General features: G+C 58.2%; 20 protein-coding genes. 15 read left to right on the forward strand and 5 right to left on the reverse strand.

The features are described 5' to 3' along the window. Positions 1–407: 407 nt before the first annotated feature. Entirely contained in the window at positions 408–1,292 is an 885-nt protein-coding gene (locus tag ABRP86_RS10005) for a peptidylprolyl isomerase (RefSeq protein WP_023022569.1), read from the reverse strand. Between the two features lie 156 nt (positions 1,293–1,448). Here ABRP86_RS10005 and tpx point away from each other — a divergent pair, with 156 nt between their 5' ends. The 3 genes from tpx to hisS all read left to right on the forward strand — a co-directional run bounded on the left by tpx (position 1,449) and on the right by hisS (position 4,041). After that, complete coding sequence (tpx, locus tag ABRP86_RS10010; protein ID WP_023022567.1) at positions 1,449–1,946, forward strand: thiol peroxidase; 498 nt, start codon at positions 1,449–1,451, stop codon at positions 1,944–1,946. 170 nt (positions 1,947–2,116) lie between these two features. Continuing rightward, entirely contained in the window at positions 2,117–2,752 is a 636-nt protein-coding gene (locus ABRP86_RS10015) for an MBL fold metallo-hydrolase (RefSeq protein WP_349853759.1), read from the forward strand. Between the two features lie 5 nt (positions 2,753–2,757). Continuing rightward, on the forward strand, positions 2,758–4,041 hold the full coding sequence (gene hisS / locus ABRP86_RS10020) for a histidine--tRNA ligase (RefSeq protein ID WP_349853757.1): 1,284 nt from the start codon (positions 2,758–2,760) through the stop codon (positions 4,039–4,041). 66 nt (positions 4,042–4,107) lie between these two features. Here hisS and ABRP86_RS10025 read toward each other — a convergent pair whose 3' ends face one another. The 4 genes from ABRP86_RS10025 to ypfJ form a co-directional block, all read right to left on the reverse strand. Next, on the reverse strand, positions 4,108–5,517 hold the full coding sequence (locus tag ABRP86_RS10025) for an L-serine ammonia-lyase (RefSeq protein ID WP_349864083.1): 1,410 nt from the start codon (positions 5,515–5,517) through the stop codon (positions 4,108–4,110). Between the two features lie 168 nt (positions 5,518–5,685). Then, a complete protein-coding gene (locus ABRP86_RS10030; protein WP_349853754.1) occupies positions 5,686–6,354 on the reverse strand; it encodes an FMN reductase in 669 nt (222 codons plus the stop codon). A gap of 3 nt (positions 6,355–6,357) precedes the next feature. Next, positions 6,358–7,470: an LLM class flavin-dependent oxidoreductase gene (locus tag ABRP86_RS10035; protein WP_349853753.1), complete on the reverse strand. Its 1,113-nt coding sequence runs from the start codon at positions 7,468–7,470 to the stop codon at positions 6,358–6,360. Positions 7,471–7,575: 105 nt separating this feature from the next. After that, on the reverse strand, positions 7,576–8,457 hold the full coding sequence (gene ypfJ / locus ABRP86_RS10040) for a KPN_02809 family neutral zinc metallopeptidase (protein WP_349853751.1): 882 nt from the start codon (positions 8,455–8,457) through the stop codon (positions 7,576–7,578). 241 nt (positions 8,458–8,698) lie between these two features. Between ypfJ and aspS the strand changes: the two genes are divergently transcribed. The 12 genes from aspS (at position 8,699) to aroQ (ending at position 22,586) form a co-directional block, all read left to right on the forward strand. Further along, positions 8,699–10,525 carry an aspartate--tRNA ligase gene (gene aspS, locus ABRP86_RS10045; protein WP_349853749.1) on the forward strand — a complete coding sequence of 609 codons (1,827 nt, stop codon included), beginning with the start codon at positions 8,699–8,701 and terminating at the stop codon, positions 10,523–10,525. Between the two features lie 125 nt (positions 10,526–10,650). Further along, the gene (locus tag ABRP86_RS10050) at positions 10,651–11,865 is read left to right on the forward strand and encodes a phosphotransferase family protein (protein ID WP_349864086.1); all 1,215 of its coding nucleotides are present in this window, start codon (positions 10,651–10,653) and stop codon (positions 11,863–11,865) included. 31 nt (positions 11,866–11,896) lie between these two features. Continuing rightward, a complete protein-coding gene (locus ABRP86_RS10055) occupies positions 11,897–13,282 on the forward strand; it encodes a replication-associated recombination protein A (RefSeq protein WP_349853747.1) in 1,386 nt (461 codons plus the stop codon). A 127-nt stretch (positions 13,283–13,409) separates the two neighbouring features. Then, positions 13,410–16,094: an alanine--tRNA ligase gene (alaS, locus tag ABRP86_RS10060; RefSeq protein ID WP_349853745.1), complete on the forward strand. Its 2,685-nt coding sequence runs from the start codon at positions 13,410–13,412 to the stop codon at positions 16,092–16,094. A gap of 9 nt (positions 16,095–16,103) precedes the next feature. Next, the gene (gene ruvX / locus ABRP86_RS10065) at positions 16,104–16,655 is read left to right on the forward strand and encodes a Holliday junction resolvase RuvX (protein WP_349853743.1); all 552 of its coding nucleotides are present in this window, start codon (positions 16,104–16,106) and stop codon (positions 16,653–16,655) included. A gap of 37 nt (positions 16,656–16,692) precedes the next feature. After that, entirely contained in the window at positions 16,693–17,886 is a 1,194-nt protein-coding gene (mltG, locus tag ABRP86_RS10070) for an endolytic transglycosylase MltG (RefSeq protein ID WP_349853762.1), read from the forward strand. Positions 17,887–17,922: 36 nt separating this feature from the next. Continuing rightward, positions 17,923–18,741 (forward strand): shikimate dehydrogenase, encoded by an 819-nt coding sequence (locus tag ABRP86_RS10075; protein ID WP_284796087.1) that lies wholly within the window; start codon positions 17,923–17,925, stop codon positions 18,739–18,741. A 71-nt stretch (positions 18,742–18,812) separates the two neighbouring features. Further along, positions 18,813–19,253 carry a prepilin peptidase gene (locus ABRP86_RS10080; protein ID WP_349853742.1) on the forward strand — a complete coding sequence of 147 codons (441 nt, stop codon included), beginning with the start codon at positions 18,813–18,815 and terminating at the stop codon, positions 19,251–19,253. Between the two features lie 21 nt (positions 19,254–19,274). Continuing rightward, positions 19,275–20,486: a chorismate synthase gene (gene aroC / locus ABRP86_RS10085; protein WP_349864089.1), complete on the forward strand. Its 1,212-nt coding sequence runs from the start codon at positions 19,275–19,277 to the stop codon at positions 20,484–20,486. Beyond that, entirely contained in the window at positions 20,487–21,026 is a 540-nt protein-coding gene (locus ABRP86_RS10090; protein WP_349853740.1) for a shikimate kinase, read from the forward strand. Between the two features lie 58 nt (positions 21,027–21,084). Further along, positions 21,085–22,155, forward strand: a complete 1,071-nt coding sequence (gene aroB / locus ABRP86_RS10095; RefSeq protein ID WP_023022532.1) for a 3-dehydroquinate synthase — start codon at positions 21,085–21,087, stop codon at positions 22,153–22,155. A 2-nt stretch (positions 22,156–22,157) separates the two neighbouring features. Continuing rightward, entirely contained in the window at positions 22,158–22,586 is a 429-nt protein-coding gene (gene aroQ, locus ABRP86_RS10100) for a type II 3-dehydroquinate dehydratase (RefSeq protein ID WP_023022530.1), read from the forward strand. The last annotated feature ends 114 nt before the right edge of the window (positions 22,587–22,700 follow it).

Consider the following 22,700-nt stretch of genomic DNA (forward strand, 5'->3'; position numbering starts at 1 on the left):
GGCATGGTGGAAAGGTACCTCACTTCCCCAGCGAGATGCTGGTTTCAAGGTGTCCACCATCTGGGGGTCAGGTCCAAAAGCTTCATTGTGTTTCCTATCAAGCTTGTGGTGTTCAAATTTTTTAGATATTAGACGGCTGCGTGACTGTCTGAATTACCCAAGCTGAGTTTAATAAAAAACATTATCAATAAGGAATGGGGGTGTTTGAAGGGGGTGATTAATCCAGATGGAGAGTATAGAAAGGATGTGCTTTCTGGAGTTACGTGCAGGTAGGAGGGTGGTCAAGGCAAAGCATCGGATATGAAAATGCCCCAGCGCCACGCCACGATTTAGTTCGTGCGTTGCGCTGGGGTGAGGAAAAGGTAGAGGGAATGGAGGGAGGCATCGGCAAGCGCCGATGCCGCAGACTAGGCCTTTACCGTAGCCTTTTTGATCTTTACCTCTTCTGCAGGCTTGCCATCCTTCTGGCCGCCTGGATTGTCACCTTGATTACCGGTGTCTACGCCGGCCTTGGCAATCTTGTCTAGGGTCTTTAAGCCATCTTCGGTGATGGTGCCGAAGTAGGTGTAGTTAGGAGGTAACTCCGAGTCATCGTAGTTAAGGAAGAACTGGGAGCCGTTGGTATCCGGACCGCTATTGGCCATAGCAACGGAGCCGCGGGGGTAGACAACGGGGTTTTGTGCGTCCTCGTCATCAGTTTCATCGGTGGGGTATTCATCAGCAAAGCTGAAGCCTGGGCCGCCGGAACCGGAACCGGTGGGATCGCCGCATTGGAGCACATTCAAGCCACCAGAGGTCATGCGGTGGCAGACGGTGTCATCGTAGAAGCCGGAGTCAGCCAGTTCCGAAATGGCGTGGGTGGTGCAAGGCGCGGTGGCGCGGTCTAGGTCCATCTCGATCGGGCCCTGGGTGGTATCGAAGGATACGGTGACAGTGCCCTCGGTGGAAATATCCTTGCCGTCGGGCTTCTTGGCACCGTGGCCATCCTGCCCATTGTCCTCATACTCGCACTGAACGGTTGCCGGCAGGGCTTCCGCGCGCTTGCCGCTCAAGGGCTCCGCCTTGGGGGTTTCCTGCGTGGTCTGAGCTTCCGAGGTATCTTCCGCCTGGATGTCGCCCTCAGAGCCATCGCGGGTGGAGAGGAAGTAAATTCCTCCCGCGATGCCGAGGATGACGACGAGCGAGGCTAAGGCGACACCAAAAGGACGAGTCTTTTGTTTGCGGTCACGGGACTTTAGCTCGCGGTCGAGCTTGTGCAGCGCGTCTTCTCCGCGCTTTTTATTATCTGGCACCGTGGGACAACCTTTCTAGCGATTATCGGTGACGTGTCTCAACTAGGACGATTTTAGCGGCTTTGCGGACGTGGGGCTGACTTGGCTCGGGGATTGGCATCAGCAATAAGCGGTGAGCTATAGCGGGGAAGCAAAAGTATCAGTACGCTCGGGGCCATGGCTGAAGTTAAATTTTCTGACGAACCTACCCAAACCGCTGGTGAACTTCCCGCAGTAGGGGAGCCCATCCCAGAGTTCACCCTCGTTGGCACCGACCTTTCTGAGGTCACCAATAAGGATTTCGAGGGCAAGCGCCTCGTTATCTCGATTTTCCCTTCCATCGATACGGGCGTGTGCCAGCAGCAGCTGCGCACCTTTAATGAAAAGGCTGCGGGCCTAGACAATACCGTTGTCTTGTCCGTCTCCCGCGACCTACCCTTCGCGCTGGATCGTTTCTGCGCCGCAGAGGGCATTGAAAACGTGGACACCGCGTCCGATTTCCGCTCCGATTTTGGCGAGAAGTTCGGCGTGACCTTGCAAGGCTCCCCACTCAAGGGCCTATTGGCACGCTCCGTTGTAGTCACCGACGCTGACCACAAGGTCATCTACAACGAGTTGGTGCCAGAGGTAACCACTGAGCCGGACTACGACAAGGCTCTTGCCGCCTTGCAGTAAAGCTTTAAGCCGGCAGGCTCATTAAATCCAGCACCCAGCCTTTCCCACAACCCTCCGTGGCTGTGGGCGCGAAGGCTGGGTGCTTTTTACATGCTTGCTTCGTACTAGAATCCAGAGTGCCGATGCGATCAGGGAGGCGCGATGGGTGCGAGCCTCGTTAGACTTGAGCCATGGACATTAAAGGATTTACTGCGGGCCCATTTCGCACGAATACCTATATCGCGGCGGAGGGAAAGCGCGCCTTCATCGTGGATCCGGGCATGGATTCCATGTCGCAGGTTATATCGCACGACTATGACTATGAAGCTATCGTGCTCACGCACGGCCACATTGACCACACCCGCGAGGCCGGGGATTTGGCGCAGAAGCTCGATATCCCCGTTTATATTCACCCCGCAGATAGGTTCATGTTGGATTCTGGGGAGGGTGTCTCCGCCCAGGCACAGGAGCTATTCCAAGCCTCGAGCATGGTACCCATTGCCGATCTCCGCGAACTCCACGGTGGGGAAGAACTAGAGCTAATCGGGCATACATTCACCCTCCAGCACGCCCCTGGCCATTCGCCGGGGTGTGTATTGATCATTTCGGATACTTTTGCCCTTACCGGTGACGTACTTTTTGCCGGGGGAATGGGGCGCGTTGATCTTCCGGATTCTAATCCACAGGCCATGCTGGATTCATTGGCGGGGCCGGTGTGGGATTTAGACGATGAGCTGGACATTCTTCCCGGCCACGGCCCAACCTCAACCATGCGTCAGGAGAGGGCGACCAACCCATTCCTGCGAAAATCCCATGGGGTACTCTAGTGACCATGAGTGAAGAGAAGCGGTTCCAGGCACTGTCCGCACCGAAGGGTGTGCCAGAGTATTACCCACCAGAGTCTGCGACTTTTTATAAGGTCCGCCAGACCATGGTGGAACAGGCGCATCTTTCCGGCTTTCAGCACATTGAATTGCCCATTTTTGAAGATACCGCGCTCTTTGCCCGCGGCGTGGGCGAATCTACCGACGTGGTCTCCAAGGAGATGTACACCTTTGCAGATCGCGGTGATCGCTCTGTGACCTTGCGCCCAGAGGGAACGGCGGGCGTTATGCGCTCGGTCATTCAACACAATTTGGATCGCGGTCAGCTGCCAGTGAAGCTAAACTACAGCGGGCCGTTCTTCCGCTATGAGCGCCCGCAGGCAGGGCGCTACCGCCAGCTTCAGCAGGTTGGCGTGGAAGCCATTGGCGTCGACGATCCAGCATTGGATGCTGAGGTCATCGCCTTGGCGGATCGCTCCTACAGGGCCTTGGGTCTTAGCGGTTTCCGCTTGGAATTGACCAGCTTGGGCGACCGGAATTGCCGGCCCGCCTACCGCGAAAAGCTGCAGGAATTCTTGTTCAAGCTGGACCTAGATGAAGAAACCCGCCGCCGCGCGGAAATCAACCCTTTGCGCGTCTTGGACGATAAGCGCCCGGAAATGCAGGAGCAGCTTGCCGATGCCCCCTTGATGCTCGACTACCTCGATGCCGAGTGCCGCGAGCACTTTGAGACCGTCACCGGCATGCTGGAGGATATGGGCGTTGCATACGAAATCAACCCCCGTATGGTGCGCGGCTTGGACTACTACACCAAGACTTGCTTTGAATTCGTCCACGATGGCCTGGGTGCGCAATCCGGTATTGGCGGCGGCGGCCGCTACGACGGCCTGATGGCGCAGCTTGGCGGGCAAGATCTCTCGGGCATCGGCTATGGCCTCGGCGTTGACCGCGCCATCCTCGCCCTAGAAGCGGAGGGAATCACTCTGGAAGGCAGTGATTCCCGCGTGGACGTCTATGGAATTGCCTTGGGTACAGCGGCCAAGCGCCGCATGACTGGCATCATCAATGACCTGCGCAAGGCAGGAATCGCCGCGGATATGTCCTTTGGCGATCGCGGCCTCAAGGGTGCGATGAAGGGCGCCGACCGCGCAGGTGCGCGATTTGCTCTGGTCTTGGGAGAACAAGAACTAGAAAACGGTACCGTTGCCGTGAAGGACTTGGCCGCACACGAGCAGCGCGATGTTGAGTTATCGCAGCTGGTTGCCACTCTGGGGCAGGATCTAGAAGGCTAAGAGTAGGCTTAAAGAAAAAGGGCACCGAAGAAATTTGGTGCCCTTTTTGTGTGTTTTCGACCCTTCTTAGCACTCCACCTGGGAGACGCTAAAGCCCATCGTCTTGGCCAAGCCGCCGAGGGAGGTCTCCTTGTACTTGGAGAGCATATCGCGGCCCGTATCTGCCATGGTTTGTACTGCGTTATCGAGGGTGACGTGGTGGGTTCCTTCGCCCATCATTGCCATGCGAGCGGCGTTAATGGATTTCACTGCGCCGATGGCATTGCGCTCGATACAAGGGATCTGCACCAGGCCGCCTACCGGGTCACAGGTAAGGCCGAGATTGTGCTCAAGGGCGATCTCTGCGGCATTTTCTACCTGGGCAGGCGTAGCGCCGAGGAGTGCTGCCATTCCTGCAGCGGACATGGATGAGGCGGAGCCGACTTCGCCCTGGCAGCCGACCTCGGCGCCGGAAATGGAGGCATTCTGTTTGATGATCATGCCGATTGCCCCGGCGGTGAGCAGGTATCGGCGTGCGGATTCTCGGCAGAAGTCACCGTGGAAATCACGCGCATAATGCAGCACGGCAGGAATAATGCCGCAGGCGCCGTTGGTGGGCGCGGTAATAACGCGGCCGCCCGCAGCGTTTTGCTCGTTGACCGCTAAGGCGAAGAGGTTGACCCATTCCATGGCGGAAAAACCGGAGTGTGGGTCATTTTTCTGCTCGAGCAGCTGCGCATACATCTTGGGAGCGCGCCGCGGCACGCGGAGGCCACCGGGCAAGAGGCCCTTGGTGGAAATGCCATCGGTCACGCATTCGCGCATGATGTCCCATACGAGGTCCAAGTGGCGCAAAACGTAATCCGCGCCGCCTTCGTCTTTATGGAGTACTTCCTCATTGGCGAGGACAATTTCCCAAATATCTTTGTCGTTGGCCTCGCAGAGATTGAGCAACTCTTCGCCGGTGGTGAACTCGTAAGGCACGGTGTCTTCTACGGTTGCTGCGGCAACGCCGGCGGGCACTTCGTGGCTATCGGCTACCTCTGCATCTAGCTCTTTGCGGGAGAGGATGAAGCCCCCGCCGACGGAGAAGTACTGTTCATCTTCAGCAAGGGTGTTGCCATCTGCGTCCCAGGCCTGGAAGATCATGCCATTGGGGTGCTGGGGCAGTGGCTCGTTCTCAAAGGAAATTTCGTAGTCGACGGTGCCAGAAGGGCCAGAAATGGTGCCTTCGCTGGGGATTATGCCGCCGGCTTGAGGCTCGGCATCGATGGGAACGGTCAGCGGCTCCCAGCCGGCGAGTCCCAGAATGACGGCGCGGTCGGATGCGTGGCCACGCCCCGTGGCGGCAAGCGAACCGCGCAGCTCTGCGGATACGCGGGTGGGGTGGGTATCGAGGGATGCTAGAAATTGCTTCGCGGCGCGCATTGGTCCCACCGTGTGCGAAGAGGATGGACCGATGCCGATGGCGAAAATGTCAGTAACGCTAATAGTCATGGTGAAAGCCTTAAGAAACCTTTCTTCGTTGCAAGAGAGTTAACAGTCCAAGAGCATGAAAAAGAGATTTTCTCAGGCGCGGGGATTCAGGTCGAACATTCTAAAATTCAAGCGTAGAGAAATATGTGAGATGTATCAATTTTAGAATATGCGACAGGTATTGTGGCGCTAGTGCTTTCCGTCGTATTGGGACAAAATCTGCTCAAACGGCAGGAATTCCTCGTCCGTTCCGATTCCAGTAGGGCGGGAATGGGGGCCGGGCTTGGGGGCATCGGCAAGCCCGGCGACCCGATCCGTGGGGCGGATCATCTGATCCGCAAGCTGCGTGGCGGCACGCTCGATACGGCTGCGAATGCGCGTGCCCTCGGCGGTCCCCAGATCCTCAGTTGCCTGAAAAATGCCGGTCGGAACGACGTGGGCGTGCAGGTAATTCAACAGGGGGCGCAGCGCATAGTCCAAGATGAGCGCGTGGCGCGGTGAACCGCCCGTAGCGGCCAAGATAGTGGGCAGCTCCTCCAAGGCGTGCGCATCCAAGACATCAAAAAACATCTTGAACAGCCCGGAATAGCTGCCTTGGAAGGCAGGCGTGACGGCAATAAAGCCATCGGCCGTAGAAAGCATCTCTTTTGCTTCATCTAATTGGGGCGTCGGGGCCGCCCAATTGGTCATGGCCGTGGCCAACTCAGGAGCAAGGGTGCGCACCTCAATGATGTGGGTGGTCACGCCTTCACCGCGTGCGGAAATCTTCGCTTCGGTGGCTTCTGCAATAGTCTCAGCTAATTGCCGGGTAGACGAAGGCTCCGAGAGCCCGGCCGTGAGGACAACCAAAGATCGCATTGTTTAGTCCTCCTTTCCAGGGCTTACGCGAAAGTGTGGGGAATCTGGGTGCTGCTTGAGCGTGGCATGCGTTGGTGGGTCTGAGGGTACATGGTCTGGTCGTCGCTGCTCAAAGCGCCGTCGGAGCTCCGGGACGACTTGCGTGCCAAGAATTTCTATCTGCTTGAGCACCACTTCTTGCGGCAAGCCCGCGTGATCAACGAGGAAAAGCTGGCGTTGGTAATCGCCCACATAGTCCGCAAATTTCAGGGTGCGCTCAATAACCTGCTCCGCAGTGCCCACGGTCAGCGGGGTGTAATCAGTAAATTCCTCCAGGCTCGGTCCGTGCCCGTACACGGGGGCGTTATCGAAGTACGGGCGGAAGAACTTCTTTGCTTCCTCTTCAGTATCGCCAATAAATACCTGGCCGCCGAGCCCCACGATGGCTTGGTCGGCTTGGCCGTGGCCATAGGATGCAAAGCGGCGTCGATATATATTGACCATCTTGGCCGTGTGTTCTTGATTCCAGAAAATATTATTGTGGAAGAACCCGTCGCCGTAATAGGCGGCTTGTTCGGCAATCTGCGTAGAGCGAATGGAACCGTGCCATACGAACGGCGGGACGCCATCAAGGGGAGCCGGGGTAGAGGTAAACGCCTGCAACGGAGTGCGGAATTTGCCCTCCCAGTTGACGCTATTTTCCCGCCACAGGCGGCGCAGCAGGTGGTAATTTTCCACGGCCAACGGGATGCCTTGGCGGATATCTTTGCCAAACCACGGGTAGACGGGGCCAGTGTTGCCGCGCCCCATCATCAGGTCCACGCGGCCGCCGGAGAGGTGCTGTAAAAAAGCGTAATCTTCCGCGATCTTTACCGGATCATTGGTGGTAATCAGCGTCGTGGAGGTAGAAAGCTGCAAGCGCTCGGTCTGCGCTGCGATATAGGCTAGATGGGTTGTCGGAGAAGACGGAACGAAGGGCGGATTGTGGTGCTCGCCGGTGGCGAAGACATCGAGGCCTACTTCTTCTGCCTTGAGCGCGATTTCCGTAATATTGCGGATTCGCTCCGCCTCAGACGGGGATTCGCCCGTCGTTGGATCGGTGGTGACGTCTCCAACCGTAAAAATGCCAAATTGCATGATATCCCTTTCTACCCTTGTTGCGTACCTAAAATCATTGTACGTGACATGTCAACAACAAGGAAGGGGGAGATTATTCCCAGCGGGGTAAAGAAGGGCCGGGAGTTAGCTATAGACCCCGCGCCCCAAGGTGTCGCACTCAGCCATCCGGCCAGAATTATAACCAGCAAGGAAAGCCTGCTGGCGTTGCTCAGAAGACCCGTGCGTCCACGCATCGGGCTGAACCTGTCCGGTGGAACGGCGCTGAATATTATCGTCACCCACAGCCTGCGCCGCGGTGACCGCATCCGCAACTTGCTGTTGGGAAATCGGCTCAAGCAGAGCATCCTCGCCCTTATCCGCGTGAGAGGCCCAAATCCCCGCGTAGCAATCTGCCTGGAGCTCGATCTTTACCGCGTTTGAATCCGCGCCGGGGTCGTTATAGTCAGAAAGCTGCAGCGTGCCCTCGAGTTGCTGAATGTGGTGGCCAAACTCGTGGGCGACGATGTACATCTGCGCGAACGGGGCATTGTGTGCACCATAGTTGCTCAGCGAATCGAAAAACGTGGTGTCAAAATACGCCGATTGGTCGGCGGGGCAATAAAACGGGCCAGTGGCTGAAGACGCAGTGCCGCAACCGGAATTGGTGGAGCCATTGAAAATAACCCGGCCAGGGTTGGTGTATTCGATGCCGGCTTGCTCGGGCAGCTCGGCGGTCCACACATTGTCCACGCTCATGGCGGTAAACATGACTCGGCAGTCGTCGTATTTATTGCCGTCTTCTGCCGTTTGACAGTGATCGAAGGCAGAATCATCGGCGCCAGACTGGGTGCCGGATTGTGACTGTTCATTGCCCAGGAGGGCGCCAATATCTGAGGGGTTTCCTCCCAATAAGAGGTAGAGCCCTACAAGCACGACGGAACCAATGCCGCCGCCTATGGCGAGGCCACCGCCACCGCCGGAGGTTGCGCGCTGGCCATCGAAATCGGCAACAGATTTAAAGGTCATGTCTAGATAGTGCCACACCTTTTCGGCCGCGGCAGTGCGCAGCGAGGCCATTTATTCCCGGCGGGGTTAGCGGTGCCGGGGCTGCTTGCCTGCGCGGTGGCTTAAGTGGGCTTAATAGGGGCGAAAGTGGCGGTGGGATGTAGAATTGGCCAAGTTCCTAGTCTTGTGCTTGGTTGGGCGCGCGCTGTTTACGCGTGGCTGGACCCGCAAGTAACTCCATTTCAGAAGGGATTGAATTATAGTGCTGCGTACCCATTTGGCCGGTGAGCTCCGCAAAGAACTGGCAGAAGAGACCGTAACCCTAACCGGTTGGGTCTCTCGTCGCCGTGACCACGGCGGCGTCATCTTCATTGACCTGCGCGATCGTTCCGGCATTGCCCAGGTAGTCTTCCGTGAATCCGATGTGGCAGAGCGCGCCCACGACCTGCGTTCGGAATACTGCGTCAAGGTAACCGGCGTGGTGGAGCCGCGCCCAGAAGGCTCCGAAAACCCGAACCTGCCTTCTGGAGACATCGAGGTCAACGTGACCGACCTGGAGGTGCTCAACAAATCCGCAGCGCTGCCCTTCCAGATCGATGATCCCTCTGCCTCTGGCGAGGTAGGCGAGGAGACCCGCCTGAAGTACCGCTACTTGGATCTGCGCCGCGAGCGCCAGGCAAAGGCATTGCGCCTGCGCTCCGCTGCCAACCGCGCGGCCCGTAACGTGCTGGATAAGCACGACTTCGCCGAAATCGAAACCCCTACCTTGACCCGCTCCACCCCAGAGGGCGCGCGCGACTTTTTGGTCCCTGCCCGTCTGAAGCCGGGTTCTTGGTACGCGCTGCCGCAGTCGCCGCAGCTATTCAAGCAGTTGCTGATGGTGGCCGGCATGGAGCGCTACTACCAGATTGCACGGTGCTACCGCGATGAGGACTTCCGCGCAGACCGCCAGCCGGAATTTACCCAACTGGACGTAGAGATGTCCTTCGTGGATCAAGACGATGTCATCGCGCTTGGTGAAGAGATTGTCAAAGAGCTGTGGAAGCTCATCGGCTACGACATTAAAACCCCAATCCCGCGCATGACCTATGCCGATGCTATGAAGTACTACGGCTCCGATAAGCCGGACCTGCGTTTCGACATCAAGATTGTCGAGTGCACGGAGTTCTTCAAGGACACCACCTTCCGCGTATTCCAGAACGAATACGTCGGTGCCGTAGTCATGGACGGCGGTGCATCGCAGCCGCGCCGCCAGTTCGATGCATGGCAGGACTGGGCCAAGCAGCGCGGTGCCAAGGGCCTTGCCTATATTACCGTCGCAGAAGACGGCACCCTGGGTGGGCCAGTGGCCAAGAACATCACCGACGCAGAGCGCGAGGGCATCGCCGAGCACGTTGGTGCAAAGCCCGGTGACGCCATCTTCTTCGCTGCCGGAGATACCAAGTCTTCCCGCGCGCTGCTGGGGGCGGCCCGCGGTGAAATCGCCAAGAAGCTCGACCTCATCAAGGATGGCGACTGGGCCTTTACCTGGGTCGTTGATGCCCCGCTTTTCGAGCCTTCTGCCGATGCCACCGCTTCCGGCGACGTGGCCTTGGGCCACTCCAAGTGGACCGCGGTTCACCACGCCTTCACCTCGCCGAAGCCGGAGTGGATCGATTCCTTCGATGAGAACCCGGGCGAGGCCACGGCGTACGCCTACGACATCGTGTGCAACGGCAACGAGATCGGCGGCGGTTCCATCCGTATCCACCAAGAAGACGTCCAAAAGCGCGTCTTCGAGGTGATGGGCATCGGCGATGAGGAAGCGCAGGAGAAGTTCGGCTTCTTGCTTGACGCCTTCTCTTACGGCGCACCTCCACACGGCGGCATCGCCTTTGGCTGGGACCGCATCGTTTCCCTTTTGGGCGGCTTTGACTCCATCCGCGACGTTATTGCCTTCCCGAAGTCCGGTGGCGGCGTGGATCCGCTAACCGATGCCCCCGCGCCCATCCCTGCCGCACAGCGCAAGGAAACCGGCGTGGACTTCAAGCCGGAGAAGAAGGGAAGCGGCGAAGAGGAAAAGGCCGCGAACAAGGGGCAGGAGAACTAGTTCCTTAGGCTCGCTATCACGACACCATTTTCAGGTTAAGCGGGGCGTGCGCCTTCGCCGCAGCGGAAATTTGTGCGGCAAGGGTGTAGCCCCGCTTTGTGGTGGAGGGCATACTGGATAGAACTATGGTTGATACACAGACATTGCTTTCGACCGATGAGGTCATTAGTGCCGCATCGGAAATGTTGTCGCGCCGCTTTGGTGGCACGCCAGAAATGTCGGACGTTGAGGATTTAGGCGGGTCCGGCAATGCCTTAGTTCTGCGCGCGAAGGTTGCCCCTAGCGCCTTTTTGCCGCATCGCTCTGTGGTTATCAAATACAATCCAGTAACCGGCTACGGCGTTGATGACGCAGCGATGCTGCGGGAGGTCGTGGCCTACCAATTCACCACCGCCTTAGCTGAAGACGTGCGCCCTGGACCCGTGCTGCTCGCACACGATTTAGACCGGCGCATCATCGTGTTGACGGATTTGGGCGAGGCCGAAACGCTCGCGGATGTGCTTTTAGAATCCTCCGATGAGGATCGCATTCGGATCCTGCGCTCTTTGGGCACGGCATTGGGGCATATTCACGTAGGAACCGCAGATCATGAGCAGGATTTCGAGACCCTACTCAACCGCACCTTGCGGCATAACCCGGAATATGCGGACCACCAATCCGTGCGCGATCAATCCTTGTATCGCTCCATCGGCATTGGGCTCAACCTGCTTGATGAGGCGGGACTCAAAGCCCCGGATAGTTTCCGAAGCTTGGCCGATCAAGCCGCTGAATCCCTCGCCTCAGGCAAGGATAGGGCCTTTACTCCCTTCGATCTATCGCCGGATAACATCATCGTTTCCAAGCGCCTGCACTTCTTGGACTATGAATGGGCCGGCTTCCGGAACGTGGGCTTTGACGTCGCCTGCGTTATCGCGGGCTTCCCGCAGTTCCTGTTTTCTAAGCCCATTACGGATAAGGAAGCAGATACATTCCTCGCAGCATGGTCGCGTGAGGTATCTGAGGTGTGGCCGCGCTTTGCCGATGAAGACGAACTGCACGGGCTTATCGTCGCTTCCCTCATCGGCTGGGCCTTGTCGAGCGTGACCACGATGCACGCCGGGGGAATTGAGGGATTGGTTGCCCTTGCTAGCGGCGACGCGGAGATTGTCCATGACCCAAAGCGTTCGATCCTGCGCTCGCCGGAAAGCGGGCCTTTTAATGAGGACGAAGTTTTGGTGCGCCAAGACCTCTATGAAACCTTCGACGCGCTCGCGCGCTACGCCGCCCAGTGCGGAACCGCACCATGTACGGCAATCGCGGAATTTGGCACCATCGTTGCCCGCTGCGTCCACGACGACTAATCACTACACCTTTCTGGGGAGCTAAAACCACATGAGCCAGGATTCTCTCTTCGGCGCCTCTCCCAATGCCGGCGGCACTATGGGAGGCGATGGCTCGTCATCGTCTTTTCCCACGGCCAATCTCTTTGCCACGCACTCCGGCTCGCCCTTGGCCGCCCGCATGCGCCCACAAACCCTAGAAGAGGTTGTGGGGCAAGACCACCTTCTTGCCCCGGGCAAGCCGCTGCGCCGCCTAGTCGAAGGCTCCGGCGAAGCCTCGGTCATTTTGTATGGTCCCCCTGGGACCGGCAAGACGACGATTGCCTCGCTCATCGCGAGCCAGATGGGCCAAAACTTTGTTGGTCTCTCCGCCCTCGATTCAGGGGTGAAGCAGGTGCGCGAAGTCATTACCCATGCCCGGCAGGAACTCATCCACGGCCGCAGGACAGTGCTTTTTATCGATGAGGTTCACCGCTTCTCCAAAACCCAGCAGGACGCCTTGCTGGCAGCGGTGGAAAACCGGACGGTGCTGCTCGTCGCTGCGACGACCGAAAACCCATCCTTCTCGGTCGTCTCGCCGTTGCTTTCCCGCTCGCTTCTACTGCAACTGCACTCGCTGAGCGAAGAGGACCTCAAGGGCGTAGCGCGCCGCGCGTTAGAAAGCGACCGGGGACTAGGGGAGCGCGACTTAACCATTACTGATGAGGCGTTAAGTCAGCTCGTCGTGCTCTCTGGCGGTGACGCCCGGCGCAGCCTGACCTACCTCGAAGCGGCCGCGGAAGCAGTTGATGATGGCGGCGAGATCACTGCGACCACGATTACGGATAACGTGAATCGGGCGGTGGTGCGCTATGACCGCGACGGCGATCAGCACTACGACGTGACCTCCGCCTTCATCAAGTCCATCCGAGGCTCCGATGTCGATGCCGCGCTGCACTATTTAGCGCGCATGGTCGAGGCCGGCGAGGATCCCCGGTTTATTGCCCGCCGCCTGATGGTTCATGCCTCAGAAGATATTGGCATGGCAGATCCCACCGCCTTGCAAGTCGCCGTTGCTGCCGCAGAGGCGGCGCAACTGATCGGCTTGCCGGAAGCACGCATTCCACTGGCGCAGGCCACGATTCACCTTGCAACGGCGCCGAAATCACCGTCCGTTATCGCTGCCATCACTAAGGCGCAGGCCGATGTCGCCGCCGGCAAAGTCGGCCACGTGCCGCCGCACCTGCGCGATGGTCACTATGAGGGTGCCAAGCGGCTGGGCAATGCGACGGGGTATTCCTATCCTCACGATGATCCGCGCGGGGTAGTGGAGCAACAATACTTGCCCGATGAGCTCGAGGGCACAGTATATTACGAGCCCACCGAGCACGGCGCTGAGAAGCGAATCTTTGACTATATTGGCCGTTTGCGCAGGATACTTCGCGGGAAGCGACGATAAGTGCAAGCCGGCTTGGCTGGTTTTGGCCCCACCGATGGGCAAGACCTGCCAACCAGTAGGTAAAGTTGGGTGGGTTAGAAAGCTTCTTGATGGAAGATAAAAGCTTAGACAGTTAGGATTATTGCTCGTGAAGACTCATGAGATCCGGGAACGGTTTACCCAGCACTTCGTCAATTCTGGTCACGAGGTTGTCCCCAGCGCCTCTTTGATCCTGGATGACCCTAACCTGCTTTTCGTTAACGCGGGCATGGTGCCCTTCAAGCCCTATTTCTTGGGCCAGCAGACCCCACCATTTTCCCAAGGCCTTGCCACCTCTATCCAAAAGTGTGTGCGCACCTTGGATATTGAGGAGGTGGGCATTACCACCCGCCACAACACCTTCTTCCAAATGGCGGGTAACTTCTCCTTTGGCCAGTACTTCAAGGAAGGCGCCATTTCCAATGCATGGAACCTGCTGACCAAAGATGTAGCAGACGGCGGGTTTGGCCTTGACCCAGAGCGCCTGTGGGTCACCGTGTACCTCGATGACGATGAGGCAGCGGAAATCTGGCGCGATAAGATCGGCGTGCCAGAAGAGCGCATCCAGCGCCTTGGCATGGAAGATAACTACTGGTCCATGGGCGTGCCGGGTCCGTGTGGTCCTTGCTCGGAAATTTATTACGATCGCGGGCCCGAATACGGCAAAGACGGCGGCCCGATCGCAGACGATAACCGCTACATGGAGATCTGGAACCTCGTGTTCATGCAAAATGAGCGCGGCGAGGGGACCGGAAAAGGCGATTTTGAGATCGTCGGAGAGCTGCCGAAGAAAAACATCGATACCGGTTTGGGTATCGAGCGCGTCGCCTGCCTGTTGCAGGGAGTAGACAACGTCTACGAGACCGACCTGTTGCGGCCAGTTATTGACGTTGCCGAGGAGCTGACCGGCGCCACCTACGGCGAGAAGGCAACGCACCAGGATAATATTCGCTTCCGCGTGGTGGCTGACCACTCGCGCACCGGCATGATGCTCATCTTGGATGGCGTTACGCCAGGTAATGAGGGCAGGGGCTATATCCTGCGCCGCCTGTTGCGCCGCATCATTCGCTCAGCAAAGCTGCTCGGAGCCGAGGACGCCACCATGGAGCGCTTCATGAATACGGTCATGGACACCATGACCCCGTCGTATCCTGAGATTGCGGATAACCGCGAGCGCATCCTCCGCGTGGCCATCAATGAGGAAAAGGCGTTTTTGAAGACGCTGGAGTCTGGCACCAAGCTTTTCGATGAAGCCGTGGATGACCTGCGCTCCACCCACCGCGCGAAGACCCAAAAGGTGCTCTCCGGTGATAAGGCCTTTGAGCTGCACGATACCTACGGTTTCCCCATCGACCTCACCCTGGAAATGGCGCAGGAAGCCGGCCTTGACGTGGACATGGAAGGCTTTAACGCCGCCATGGGCGAGCAGCGCCGCCGCGCCAAGGCCGATAACCAGGCTAAGAAGCACGGCCACACTGACCTTTCCTTGTACCGCGACTGGGTGGATAATAACCCCACCGTATTCACTGGTTATGAGGAACTGGTCTCGGGTGCAAACGTCATCGGTCTGGTCAAAGACGGCCAGAAGGTCAACGAGGTGCACGAGGGCGATGAGGTTGAGGTCATTTTGGACCACTCGCCGCTCTACGCTGAGTCCGGCGGACAGATGGCTGACCGCGGCCGCATTTCTGCGGGCGAATCGCTCTTGGAGGTCAATGACGTCCAGAAGATTGGCAAGAAGCTGTGGGTACACAAGGCTTCCGTTACCGCCGGCGGACTAGACCTCGGCATGTCCGTCGAGGCTTCCGTCGATGAGAAGTGGCGCCACGGTGCAACCCAGGCGCACTCGGCCACCCACCTCATTCACGCAGCCCTGCGACAGGTGCTGGGGCCCACGGCGGTGCAGGCAGGCTCGCTTAACCGCCCGGGCTACCTGCGCTTCGACTTCAACTACACCGAGCAGTTGAGCCAGGAGCAAATGGAAGAAATCGCCCTGATTACCAACCAGGCGATCGATTCCAATATGGCCGTCAACACCATCGAGACCTCGCTGGAAGAGGCCAAGGCAATGGGCGCTATGGCCCTGTTCGGTGAAAACTACGGCAACCAGGTGCGCGTGGTGGAAATCGGCGGACCATTTTCCATCGAGCTCTGCGGCGGCACCCACGTAGGTTCCTCGGCAGAAATCGGCCCCGTTTCCGTGCTTGGTGAGTCCTCGGTAGGCTCCGGTGCCCGCCGCATTGAGGCTTACTCCGGCATGGATGCCTTCCGATACTACTCCAAGGAAACCGCGCTGGTAGAAGGTGTTTCCCGTGAGTTGAAGGTGCAGTCTGAGGAACTCCCAGAGCGCATTTCGCAGCTTTCGGAGCGACTCAAGGCCGCAGAGAAGGAAATTGAGGGCCTGCGCAAGGCACAGTTGACCGCGCGCGCCTCTGAAATCATTGACTCGGCTACCGAGGTCAATGGGATCAAGACAATTACGCTGCAGCTTCCCGATGGCACCTCGGGCGGCGACCTGCGCACCGTGGCCACCGATATCCGCAACCGCATGAAGGACACAGCCGCTGTCATCGTGCTCGGTGCAGTGGATAAGGGTAAGTTCCCGTTCATTGCCGCCGCTACGGGCAAGGCGGTGGACCAGGGAGTGAAAGCTGGGGACATCGTCAAGCGCCTCGGCGAATACGTCAATGGTCGCGGCGGCGGCAAGCCGGACATGGCGCAGGGGTCCGGCACCGCGCCGGAAGGTGCACAGCGGGGCTTCGAAGCCGTCAAGGATCTTTTGCAGTCGCGCTAAGGACTTATTGTGGCAAAAGTTGAACCAGATTCCCCGGGTGTCAATGACCCAGGCGAAGGCCGCCGGTTAGCACTCGACGTAGGCACAGTGCGAATTGGCGTCGCGGTATCCAACCGCGAGGCCACCCTCGCTACCCCTGTGGAAACCGTTCCCAGGAAGACCGGTTTCAAAGACCGCGATCAAGAAGACATTGATCGTATTCTGGAGCTTATTGGGGCATATTCCGCGGTAGAAGTCATTGTTGGTTTGCCGCGTGATTTACAGGGAAATGGCTCAAAAAGTGTAAAACACGCGAAAGAAATTGCGTTTCGGATTCGACGCCGCTTGAATCAAGATGAAAATATAGATAAAGTTCCACCACCAGTACGCTTGGCTGATGAACGTTTGACGACGGTAGCGGCAACCACCGCGCTGCGCGCGTCCGGCGTGTCCGAAAAGAAGGGCAGAAAAATCATTGACCAAGCTGCAGCGGTGGAAATACTACAGTCCTGGCTGGATGGGCGTGCTAACGCGCTCCGCTCGGATGATGCAGTAGCCCAGCCTTCAAACTCAGGAGACTAAACACGTGAGCCGTAACCAACAACGCCTCGGGCGATCGATGGATGATAAGTACGTCAAGCGGCGCCAGCGCGGCATCGCCGTGGTGGTCGCATCCGTCATCGTCATTTTAGGAGCTCTGATCTACATCGGAGTACGTATCAGCACTTCTTCGGCCGACTACGAAGGGGCCGGTAACGGCACCACGCAATTGGTGGAGGTCCCCGAAGGGTCCACCATGTCCGAGCTGGGACCCACGCTTGTGGAAAAGAATGTGGTCAAAACCCAAGAGGCATTTGACTCGGCGTCCTCGATGAACCACAGTGCCAGCCAGATTCAGCCTGGCTTCTACCGCCTGCAGGAAGAAATGAGTGCGGCGAATGCGGTTGAGGCATTGCTCGATGAAAATAATCGTGTGGACATGCTTGAGGTCCAAGGCGGTGCAACCCTGGAAGATGTGAAGGTCGTTGGCGGCGACGTGCGCTTCGGCATCTACTCCTTGATTTCTCAGGTTAGCTGCGATGACGGCAACTGCCTGGAGAAGGAAGAGCTGGAAAAGGCGGCGGCGGAAACCGATCCTAAGGAACTCGGAGCACCCGATTGGGCACTGGACGCTATCAAGAAGCGCGGCAATGACCCGAAGCGTATTGAGGGCCTAATTGCCCCTGGTCAGTATGTCTTGGACCCGAATATGAGCGCCAAGGATATCTTGAAGGACCTTATTACCCGCTCTGCCAAGCGCTATGAGGAAACCGATATCGAAAATCGCGCTAAGGCCATCGGTTTGTCGCCGTACGAGCTTTTGACCTCTGCCTCTTTGGTGGAGCGTGAGGCGCCCGCCGGCGAATTCGACAAGGTCGCCCGCGTCATCCTGAACCGCTTGGACGAGCCGATGCGCCTGGAGTTCGACTCCACCGTGAACTACGGGCTGGAAGACGTTGAGCTTGCCACCACCGATGAGGCGCGTGGTGAGAAGACGCCGTGGAATACCTACGCCAAGGAAGGCCTGCCGGATACGCCGATTTCCTCGCCTTCTGATGAGGCAATCCGCGCCATGGAAGAACCTGCCGATGGTAACTGGAAGTTCTTCGTCACCGTGGATAAGGACGGCACCACCGTGTTCTCTGATACCTACGATGAGCACCTGGACCGCGTGGATGATGCCATCCGCTCCGGCGTCCTCGACTCGCAGCGCGAGGGCGAAGGAGCAGGCGCCGGCAACGGCGATGCCGCCTCGGATCAACCGGCTGAATAGGCCGTAGGCCGCAGTCAGAAAGGTAGAGACGAACCCATGCCGCGCGCCGCAGTACTCGGTAGTCCCATCGCTCACTCCTTATCGCCTATCCTGCACAACGCAGGGTATGGCGCAGTCGGGCTTAAGGACTGGTCCTATACCCGCTTTGAGGTTACGGACGATACCCTCGCCCCATTTTTGGAAGATTGTGGTCCCGAGTACCGCGGCTTTTCCGTGACCATGCCCGGTAAATTCGCCGCGCTCGAGGTTGCGGAAGAACAAAGCGAGCGGGCACAGCTCATTGGCTCGGCCAATACCTTGGTTCGCACCCAGCACGGTTGGCGCGCGGACAACACAGATACTGAGGGCGTGCGCGGCGCGCTGCAAGAACTCATCGGGCTCCGGCCCGTGTCTCAGGCCCTTATCATTGGCGCGGGTGGAACCTCCCGTCCGGCGCTGTGGGCTTTAGCAGAACGCGGAATCGACCAGGTAACCATCTTGAACCGCTCGAACCGCCAAGCAGAGCTCCAGCCTTTGGCGGACCGGCTGGGACTCAATCTGCAGTACGCTACTTTTGACGATGATCTCGAGGATCTTTCTCGCTCCGCGGATTTGATTATTTCTACCGTTCCTTCGGCAGCGTTAGAGGATTATCGCTTCCAGCTTGCCCACGCCCCAGTACTCGATGTGATTTATCATCCGTGGCCCACGACGCTCGCCGCCTGCGCCGCTGCGAATGGCTATTTCACCGTGGGTGGGCACGTCATGCTGGCACATCAAGCATTTAGTCAATTCGAGCAATTTACCGGTCTTACCGCACCGCGCGAAGAGATGGTTGCGGCACTGCAAGAAGAGCTTCGCCTTCGCAATCTCTAATCTTTCTGGGAATACGCCCATGTGCGCCGCCATGCCATGAAGAGTGGCAGGGCGGCGCTTAGCCTTATGTCATGGGGATTTTCGGGGGAATAGTTTATGGCCTGTGGGCGTGCGCGTTGTTCTGGTGGGACATCCGCGAGCGACGGTTGCCTGATGTGCTGACGATCCCTGCCGGGATTCTATCTGTCACTTTTGTCAATTGGGGCGGTCTATTGTGGCCGGTGCTATATCTCCTGGTCGCGCTGCGGGGTGCTGGCATCGGCGGGGGAGATATTAAATTGGCCTTGCCGCTAGGAATGCTCGTTGGCGCTGTGGCAGGACCATTGGCCGTTCTCATCGCCTGTGGCGGCGCCGCCGTAATCACCTTGCTGGCAAGCGGTGTAGGGCGCGTCAAGGGCAGCGTGCCTCACGGTCCCTCGATGGTGGTATCCGCTGGGCTGGTCATGGTCTTACATACCCTCTTTGAGGGGGAGGCGAATATATTGGGGTGCCTAGTTGCTCCTTGTGGATAGGTGCCGTGCGATAATACCCGCATGCTTCGTTGGACTACCGCTGGTGAATCCCACGGCCAGGCACTGATCTCCATGTTGGAGCACATGCCGGCCGGAGTGCCCATTACCCGTGCTGATATTTCCCATCAGCTTGCACGGCGCCGCCTAGGGTACGGCCGCGGTGCGCGCATGAAGTTCGAAGCCGATGAGGTAACGCTGCTCGGCGGCGTCCGCCATGGGCTGACCATTGGTAGCCCCATTGCCATCATGATTGGCAATACTGAATGGCCGAAATGGACCACCGTCATGTCCGCAGATCCCATCGATATGGAGGATGAGGACGTAGCCAAGGCGATGAATTCGGGCCGGGGTGCACCCTTGCAGCGCCCGCGCCCAGGCCACGCCGATTTCGCGGGCATGGTGAAGTATAACCACAGCGAGGCCCGCCCCATCTTGGAGCGCTCTTCTGCCCGGGAAACCGCCGCACGTGTTGCCGCTGCGACTGTAGCGCGCAACTTCCTGCGGGAAACTGTGGGCGTTGAGGTTTTCTCCCACGTGATTTCCATTGGCGGATCGCAGCCCTATGCGGGTGCTTCCCCGAGCTTTGTGGATATCGAGGACATTGATAATTCTCCGGTGCGCGCCTTTGACAAGAACGCCGAATCCGCGATGATTTCAGAGATTGAAGCCGCAAAAAAACAGGGCGATACCTTAGGCGGCATCGTCGAGGTGATAGTCGATGGCCTACCGATTGGCCTGGGCTCACATATCTCCGGCGATGACCGCTTGGATGCACAGCTTGCCGGGGCTTTGATGGGCATTCAGGCCATCAAGGGCGTAGAAATCGGCGATGGCTTCGAAGAAGCGCGTCGACGCGGCTCCGAAGCCCACGATGAGATGGTCCGCACCGAAGATGGTATCACAAGGCTAAGCAACCGGGCCGGGGGCTTGGAAGGCGGCATGACTAATGGACAGCAATTGCGTGTCCGGGCCGCCATGAAACCGATTTCCACGGTGCCGCGCGCCTTGCACACGATTGACATGGAAACAGGTGCGGATGCAACCGCAATTCACCAGCGTTCAGATGTCTGCGCCGTGCCGGCCGCAGGAGTGGTGGCTGAAGCCATGGTCTCACTCGTGCTAGCGCGGGCAGTTTTAGATAAATTTGGCGGGGATAGCTTGAGCGAAACCACCCGCGCCATTGCTGCATATGAAGAATACGTATCGCAGCGTCTCGCCTTTAACCAGGAGTAAATGATGACAACCCCAACCGATGTAACGGGACAGCCACATCCTTGCGTCGTTTTGATTGGCCCGCCAGGTGCGGGAAAATCCACGATTGGCCGCCGGCTTTCGCATGCGCTGAATTGCGATCTGGTGGACTCGGATCACCTGATTGAAATGGCCGAGGGAAAACTCTGCGGTGAGGTCTTTAGTGAGAAAGGCGAACCAGCGTTTCGCGAGCTTGAGGCCGAACATGTCACTGCAGCCCTGCAGAAGGGTGGGGTAATAAGCCTTGGTGGGGGCGCGGTGATGACGGCCTCCACGCGTGAGCTTTTGGAGCGCCACACCGTCGTATTCCTCGATATTTCCGCAGAAGAAGGCGCGCGCCGCACGGCCGGTGATCGCAACCGTCCGGTATTAGCGGCGGATAATCCGGTTGAACACTATCGTTCTATCGTGGAAACGCGCAGGCCCTTCTACCTGGAAGTCGCTGATTTCCGCGTGCGCACGGATACTCGCTCCCCGCAGCAGGTCGTGGGCGATATCCTGGGCTTTTTAGAAACCCTCTAGGCGGGTAATTAACCCCGCGCGATCCTGCAGGCTATCGCTCCGTAGAAAGGACAACCTCATGCCCACCATCGCCGTTAACGGACCGAGTCCCTATGAGGTCCGCATTGGGGCAGGCCTCAGCGAAGATATCGCACGGCGCTGCGCGGACACGGGCGCCGATAAGGCAGCGATCATCTTCCAGCCCGCCCTGCGCACCGCCGCAGAAGAACTTGCGGCAGCCGTAGAAGCACAGGGCGTCATCCCCGTCTTGTGCGAGGTACCGGACGCTGAGGCGGCCAAGCAGCTTAGCGTAGTGGGAGGCGTGTGGGATCGCCTTGGTGAGGCCGGCTTTAGCCGCAGCGATATTGTCATCGGTTTAGGCGGCGGGGCCACCACCGACATGGCAGGGTTTGTCGCTGCCGGATGGATGCGCGGAATTAAAGTGATTCAGGTTCCTACGACCCTGCTTGCCATGGTGGATGCCGCAGTGGGCGGGAAAACTGGAATCAATACTAAGGCTGGGAAGAATCTCGTCGGAGCCTTCCACGAGCCGGATTCTGTATTCGTCGATCTGGAACGCCTAGACACGCTGCCACAGGCGGAGATCGTGGCTGGTTCCGCTGAGATCATTAAGACTGGGTTCATTCATGATCCGCTCATTGTAGAGCGCTACGTGGAAAATCCAGATGCTTGCCTTGACCCACGCGGTGTCCTGCCCGAATTGATTGAGCGTTCCATCGCGGTGAAAGCTGCGGTGGTGGGAGAAGATCTCAAGGAAGCCGGGCTGCGCGAGACCCTCAATTATGGGCATACCTTTGGCCACGCGGTAGAAAGGCAAGAAAAGTATGTGTGGCGCCACGGCAATGCGGTAGCCGTAGGAATGATGTTTATTGCCCATCTTTCCCATCGCCGGGACCTGATAGATGCAGAACTGGTGGATTTGCACCGCAGCATCTTGCGCAATATCGGCCTGCCTACGACGTATCAGCCTGGCAAATTCGCGGAATTATATGAGGCGATGACCCATGATAAGAAAAATCGCGATGGGAAGATACGCTTCGTGGCTCTGACCGGAATCGGTGCGACGACGCGGATAGAGGGTCCTTCGCGCGAAGAATTAGAAGCGGCGTATGCCGCCATCACGGAGTAGATATGAAAATCGTTGTTCTCAATGGTCCGAACTTAAATAGGTTGGGAAAACGCCAACCGGACGTCTATGGTTCCACGACGCTGAGCGATGTTGAAAAGCTCGTGTCTGATCGTGCGGTGAAGCACGGGGCAGACATCGAGTTTTTCCAGTCTAATTTTGAAGGCGAGCTCATCGAGAAGGTCCACGCGGCCGCCGATGCTGGTAGTGCGGTCATCATTAACCCAGGTGGTCTGACGCATACCTCCGTTGCTTTGCGCGATGCCTTGGCAGAGATTGCCGATGGCGCCGGGTTCGTGGAAGTGCATATCTCCAACGTGCATGCTCGCGAAGAATTCCGCCATCATTCTTATCTAAGCCCCATTGCCCGCGGCGTCATCGCCGGCCTAGGGGTCTTTGGATACTGCGCCGCAGTAGACTATCTGTGCCAATAATCGCCGGCCCGAAACGCGCCCTTTCGGCCGCAAGCGGTAAGTAGGTACTGAACCTGGCCATCGTCGCCGCGGAAATGGATATAGTGGAAGAATAAATTCTTACACTTCAATACG

Origin of the sequence: Corynebacterium sp. KPL3927, assembly GCF_040225835.1 — a bacterium.
Taxonomy (GTDB): Bacteria; Actinomycetota; Actinomycetes; order Mycobacteriales; family Mycobacteriaceae; genus Corynebacterium.

What these genes read in the sequence shown, in the direction of transcription:
- tpx (WP_023022567.1), top strand. Translation starts at nt 1,449, where the DNA reads ATGGCTGAAGTTAAATTTTCTGACGAACCTACCCAAACCGCTGGTGAA.
- ABRP86_RS10015 (WP_349853759.1), top strand. Translation starts at nt 2,117, where the DNA reads ATGGACATTAAAGGATTTACTGCGGGCCCATTTCGCACGAATACCTAT.
- hisS (WP_349853757.1), top strand. Translation starts at nt 2,758, where the DNA reads ATGAGTGAAGAGAAGCGGTTCCAGGCACTGTCCGCACCGAAGGGTGTG.
- ABRP86_RS10025 (WP_349864083.1), bottom strand. Translation starts at nt 5,517, where the DNA reads ATGACTATTAGCGTTACTGACATTTTCGCCATCGGCATCGGTCCATCC.
- ABRP86_RS10030 (WP_349853754.1), bottom strand. Translation starts at nt 6,354, where the DNA reads ATGCGATCTTTGGTTGTCCTCACGGCCGGGCTCTCGGAGCCTTCGTCT.
- ABRP86_RS10035 (WP_349853753.1), bottom strand. Translation starts at nt 7,470, where the DNA reads ATGCAATTTGGCATTTTTACGGTTGGAGACGTCACCACCGATCCAACG.
- ypfJ (WP_349853751.1), bottom strand. Translation starts at nt 8,457, where the DNA reads ATGACCTTTAAATCTGTTGCCGATTTCGATGGCCAGCGCGCAACCTCC.
- ABRP86_RS10050 (WP_349864086.1), top strand. Translation starts at nt 10,651, where the DNA reads ATGGTTGATACACAGACATTGCTTTCGACCGATGAGGTCATTAGTGCC.
- ABRP86_RS10055 (WP_349853747.1), top strand. Translation starts at nt 11,897, where the DNA reads ATGAGCCAGGATTCTCTCTTCGGCGCCTCTCCCAATGCCGGCGGCACT.
- mltG (WP_349853762.1), top strand. Translation starts at nt 16,693, where the DNA reads ATGGATGATAAGTACGTCAAGCGGCGCCAGCGCGGCATCGCCGTGGTG.
- ABRP86_RS10075 (WP_284796087.1), top strand. Translation starts at nt 17,923, where the DNA reads ATGCCGCGCGCCGCAGTACTCGGTAGTCCCATCGCTCACTCCTTATCG.
- ABRP86_RS10080 (WP_349853742.1), top strand. Translation starts at nt 18,813, where the DNA reads ATGGGGATTTTCGGGGGAATAGTTTATGGCCTGTGGGCGTGCGCGTTG.
- aroC (WP_349864089.1), top strand. Translation starts at nt 19,275, where the DNA reads ATGCTTCGTTGGACTACCGCTGGTGAATCCCACGGCCAGGCACTGATC.
- ABRP86_RS10090 (WP_349853740.1), top strand. Translation starts at nt 20,487, where the DNA reads ATGATGACAACCCCAACCGATGTAACGGGACAGCCACATCCTTGCGTC.
- aroB (WP_023022532.1), top strand. Translation starts at nt 21,085, where the DNA reads ATGCCCACCATCGCCGTTAACGGACCGAGTCCCTATGAGGTCCGCATT.
- aroQ (WP_023022530.1), top strand. Translation starts at nt 22,158, where the DNA reads ATGAAAATCGTTGTTCTCAATGGTCCGAACTTAAATAGGTTGGGAAAA.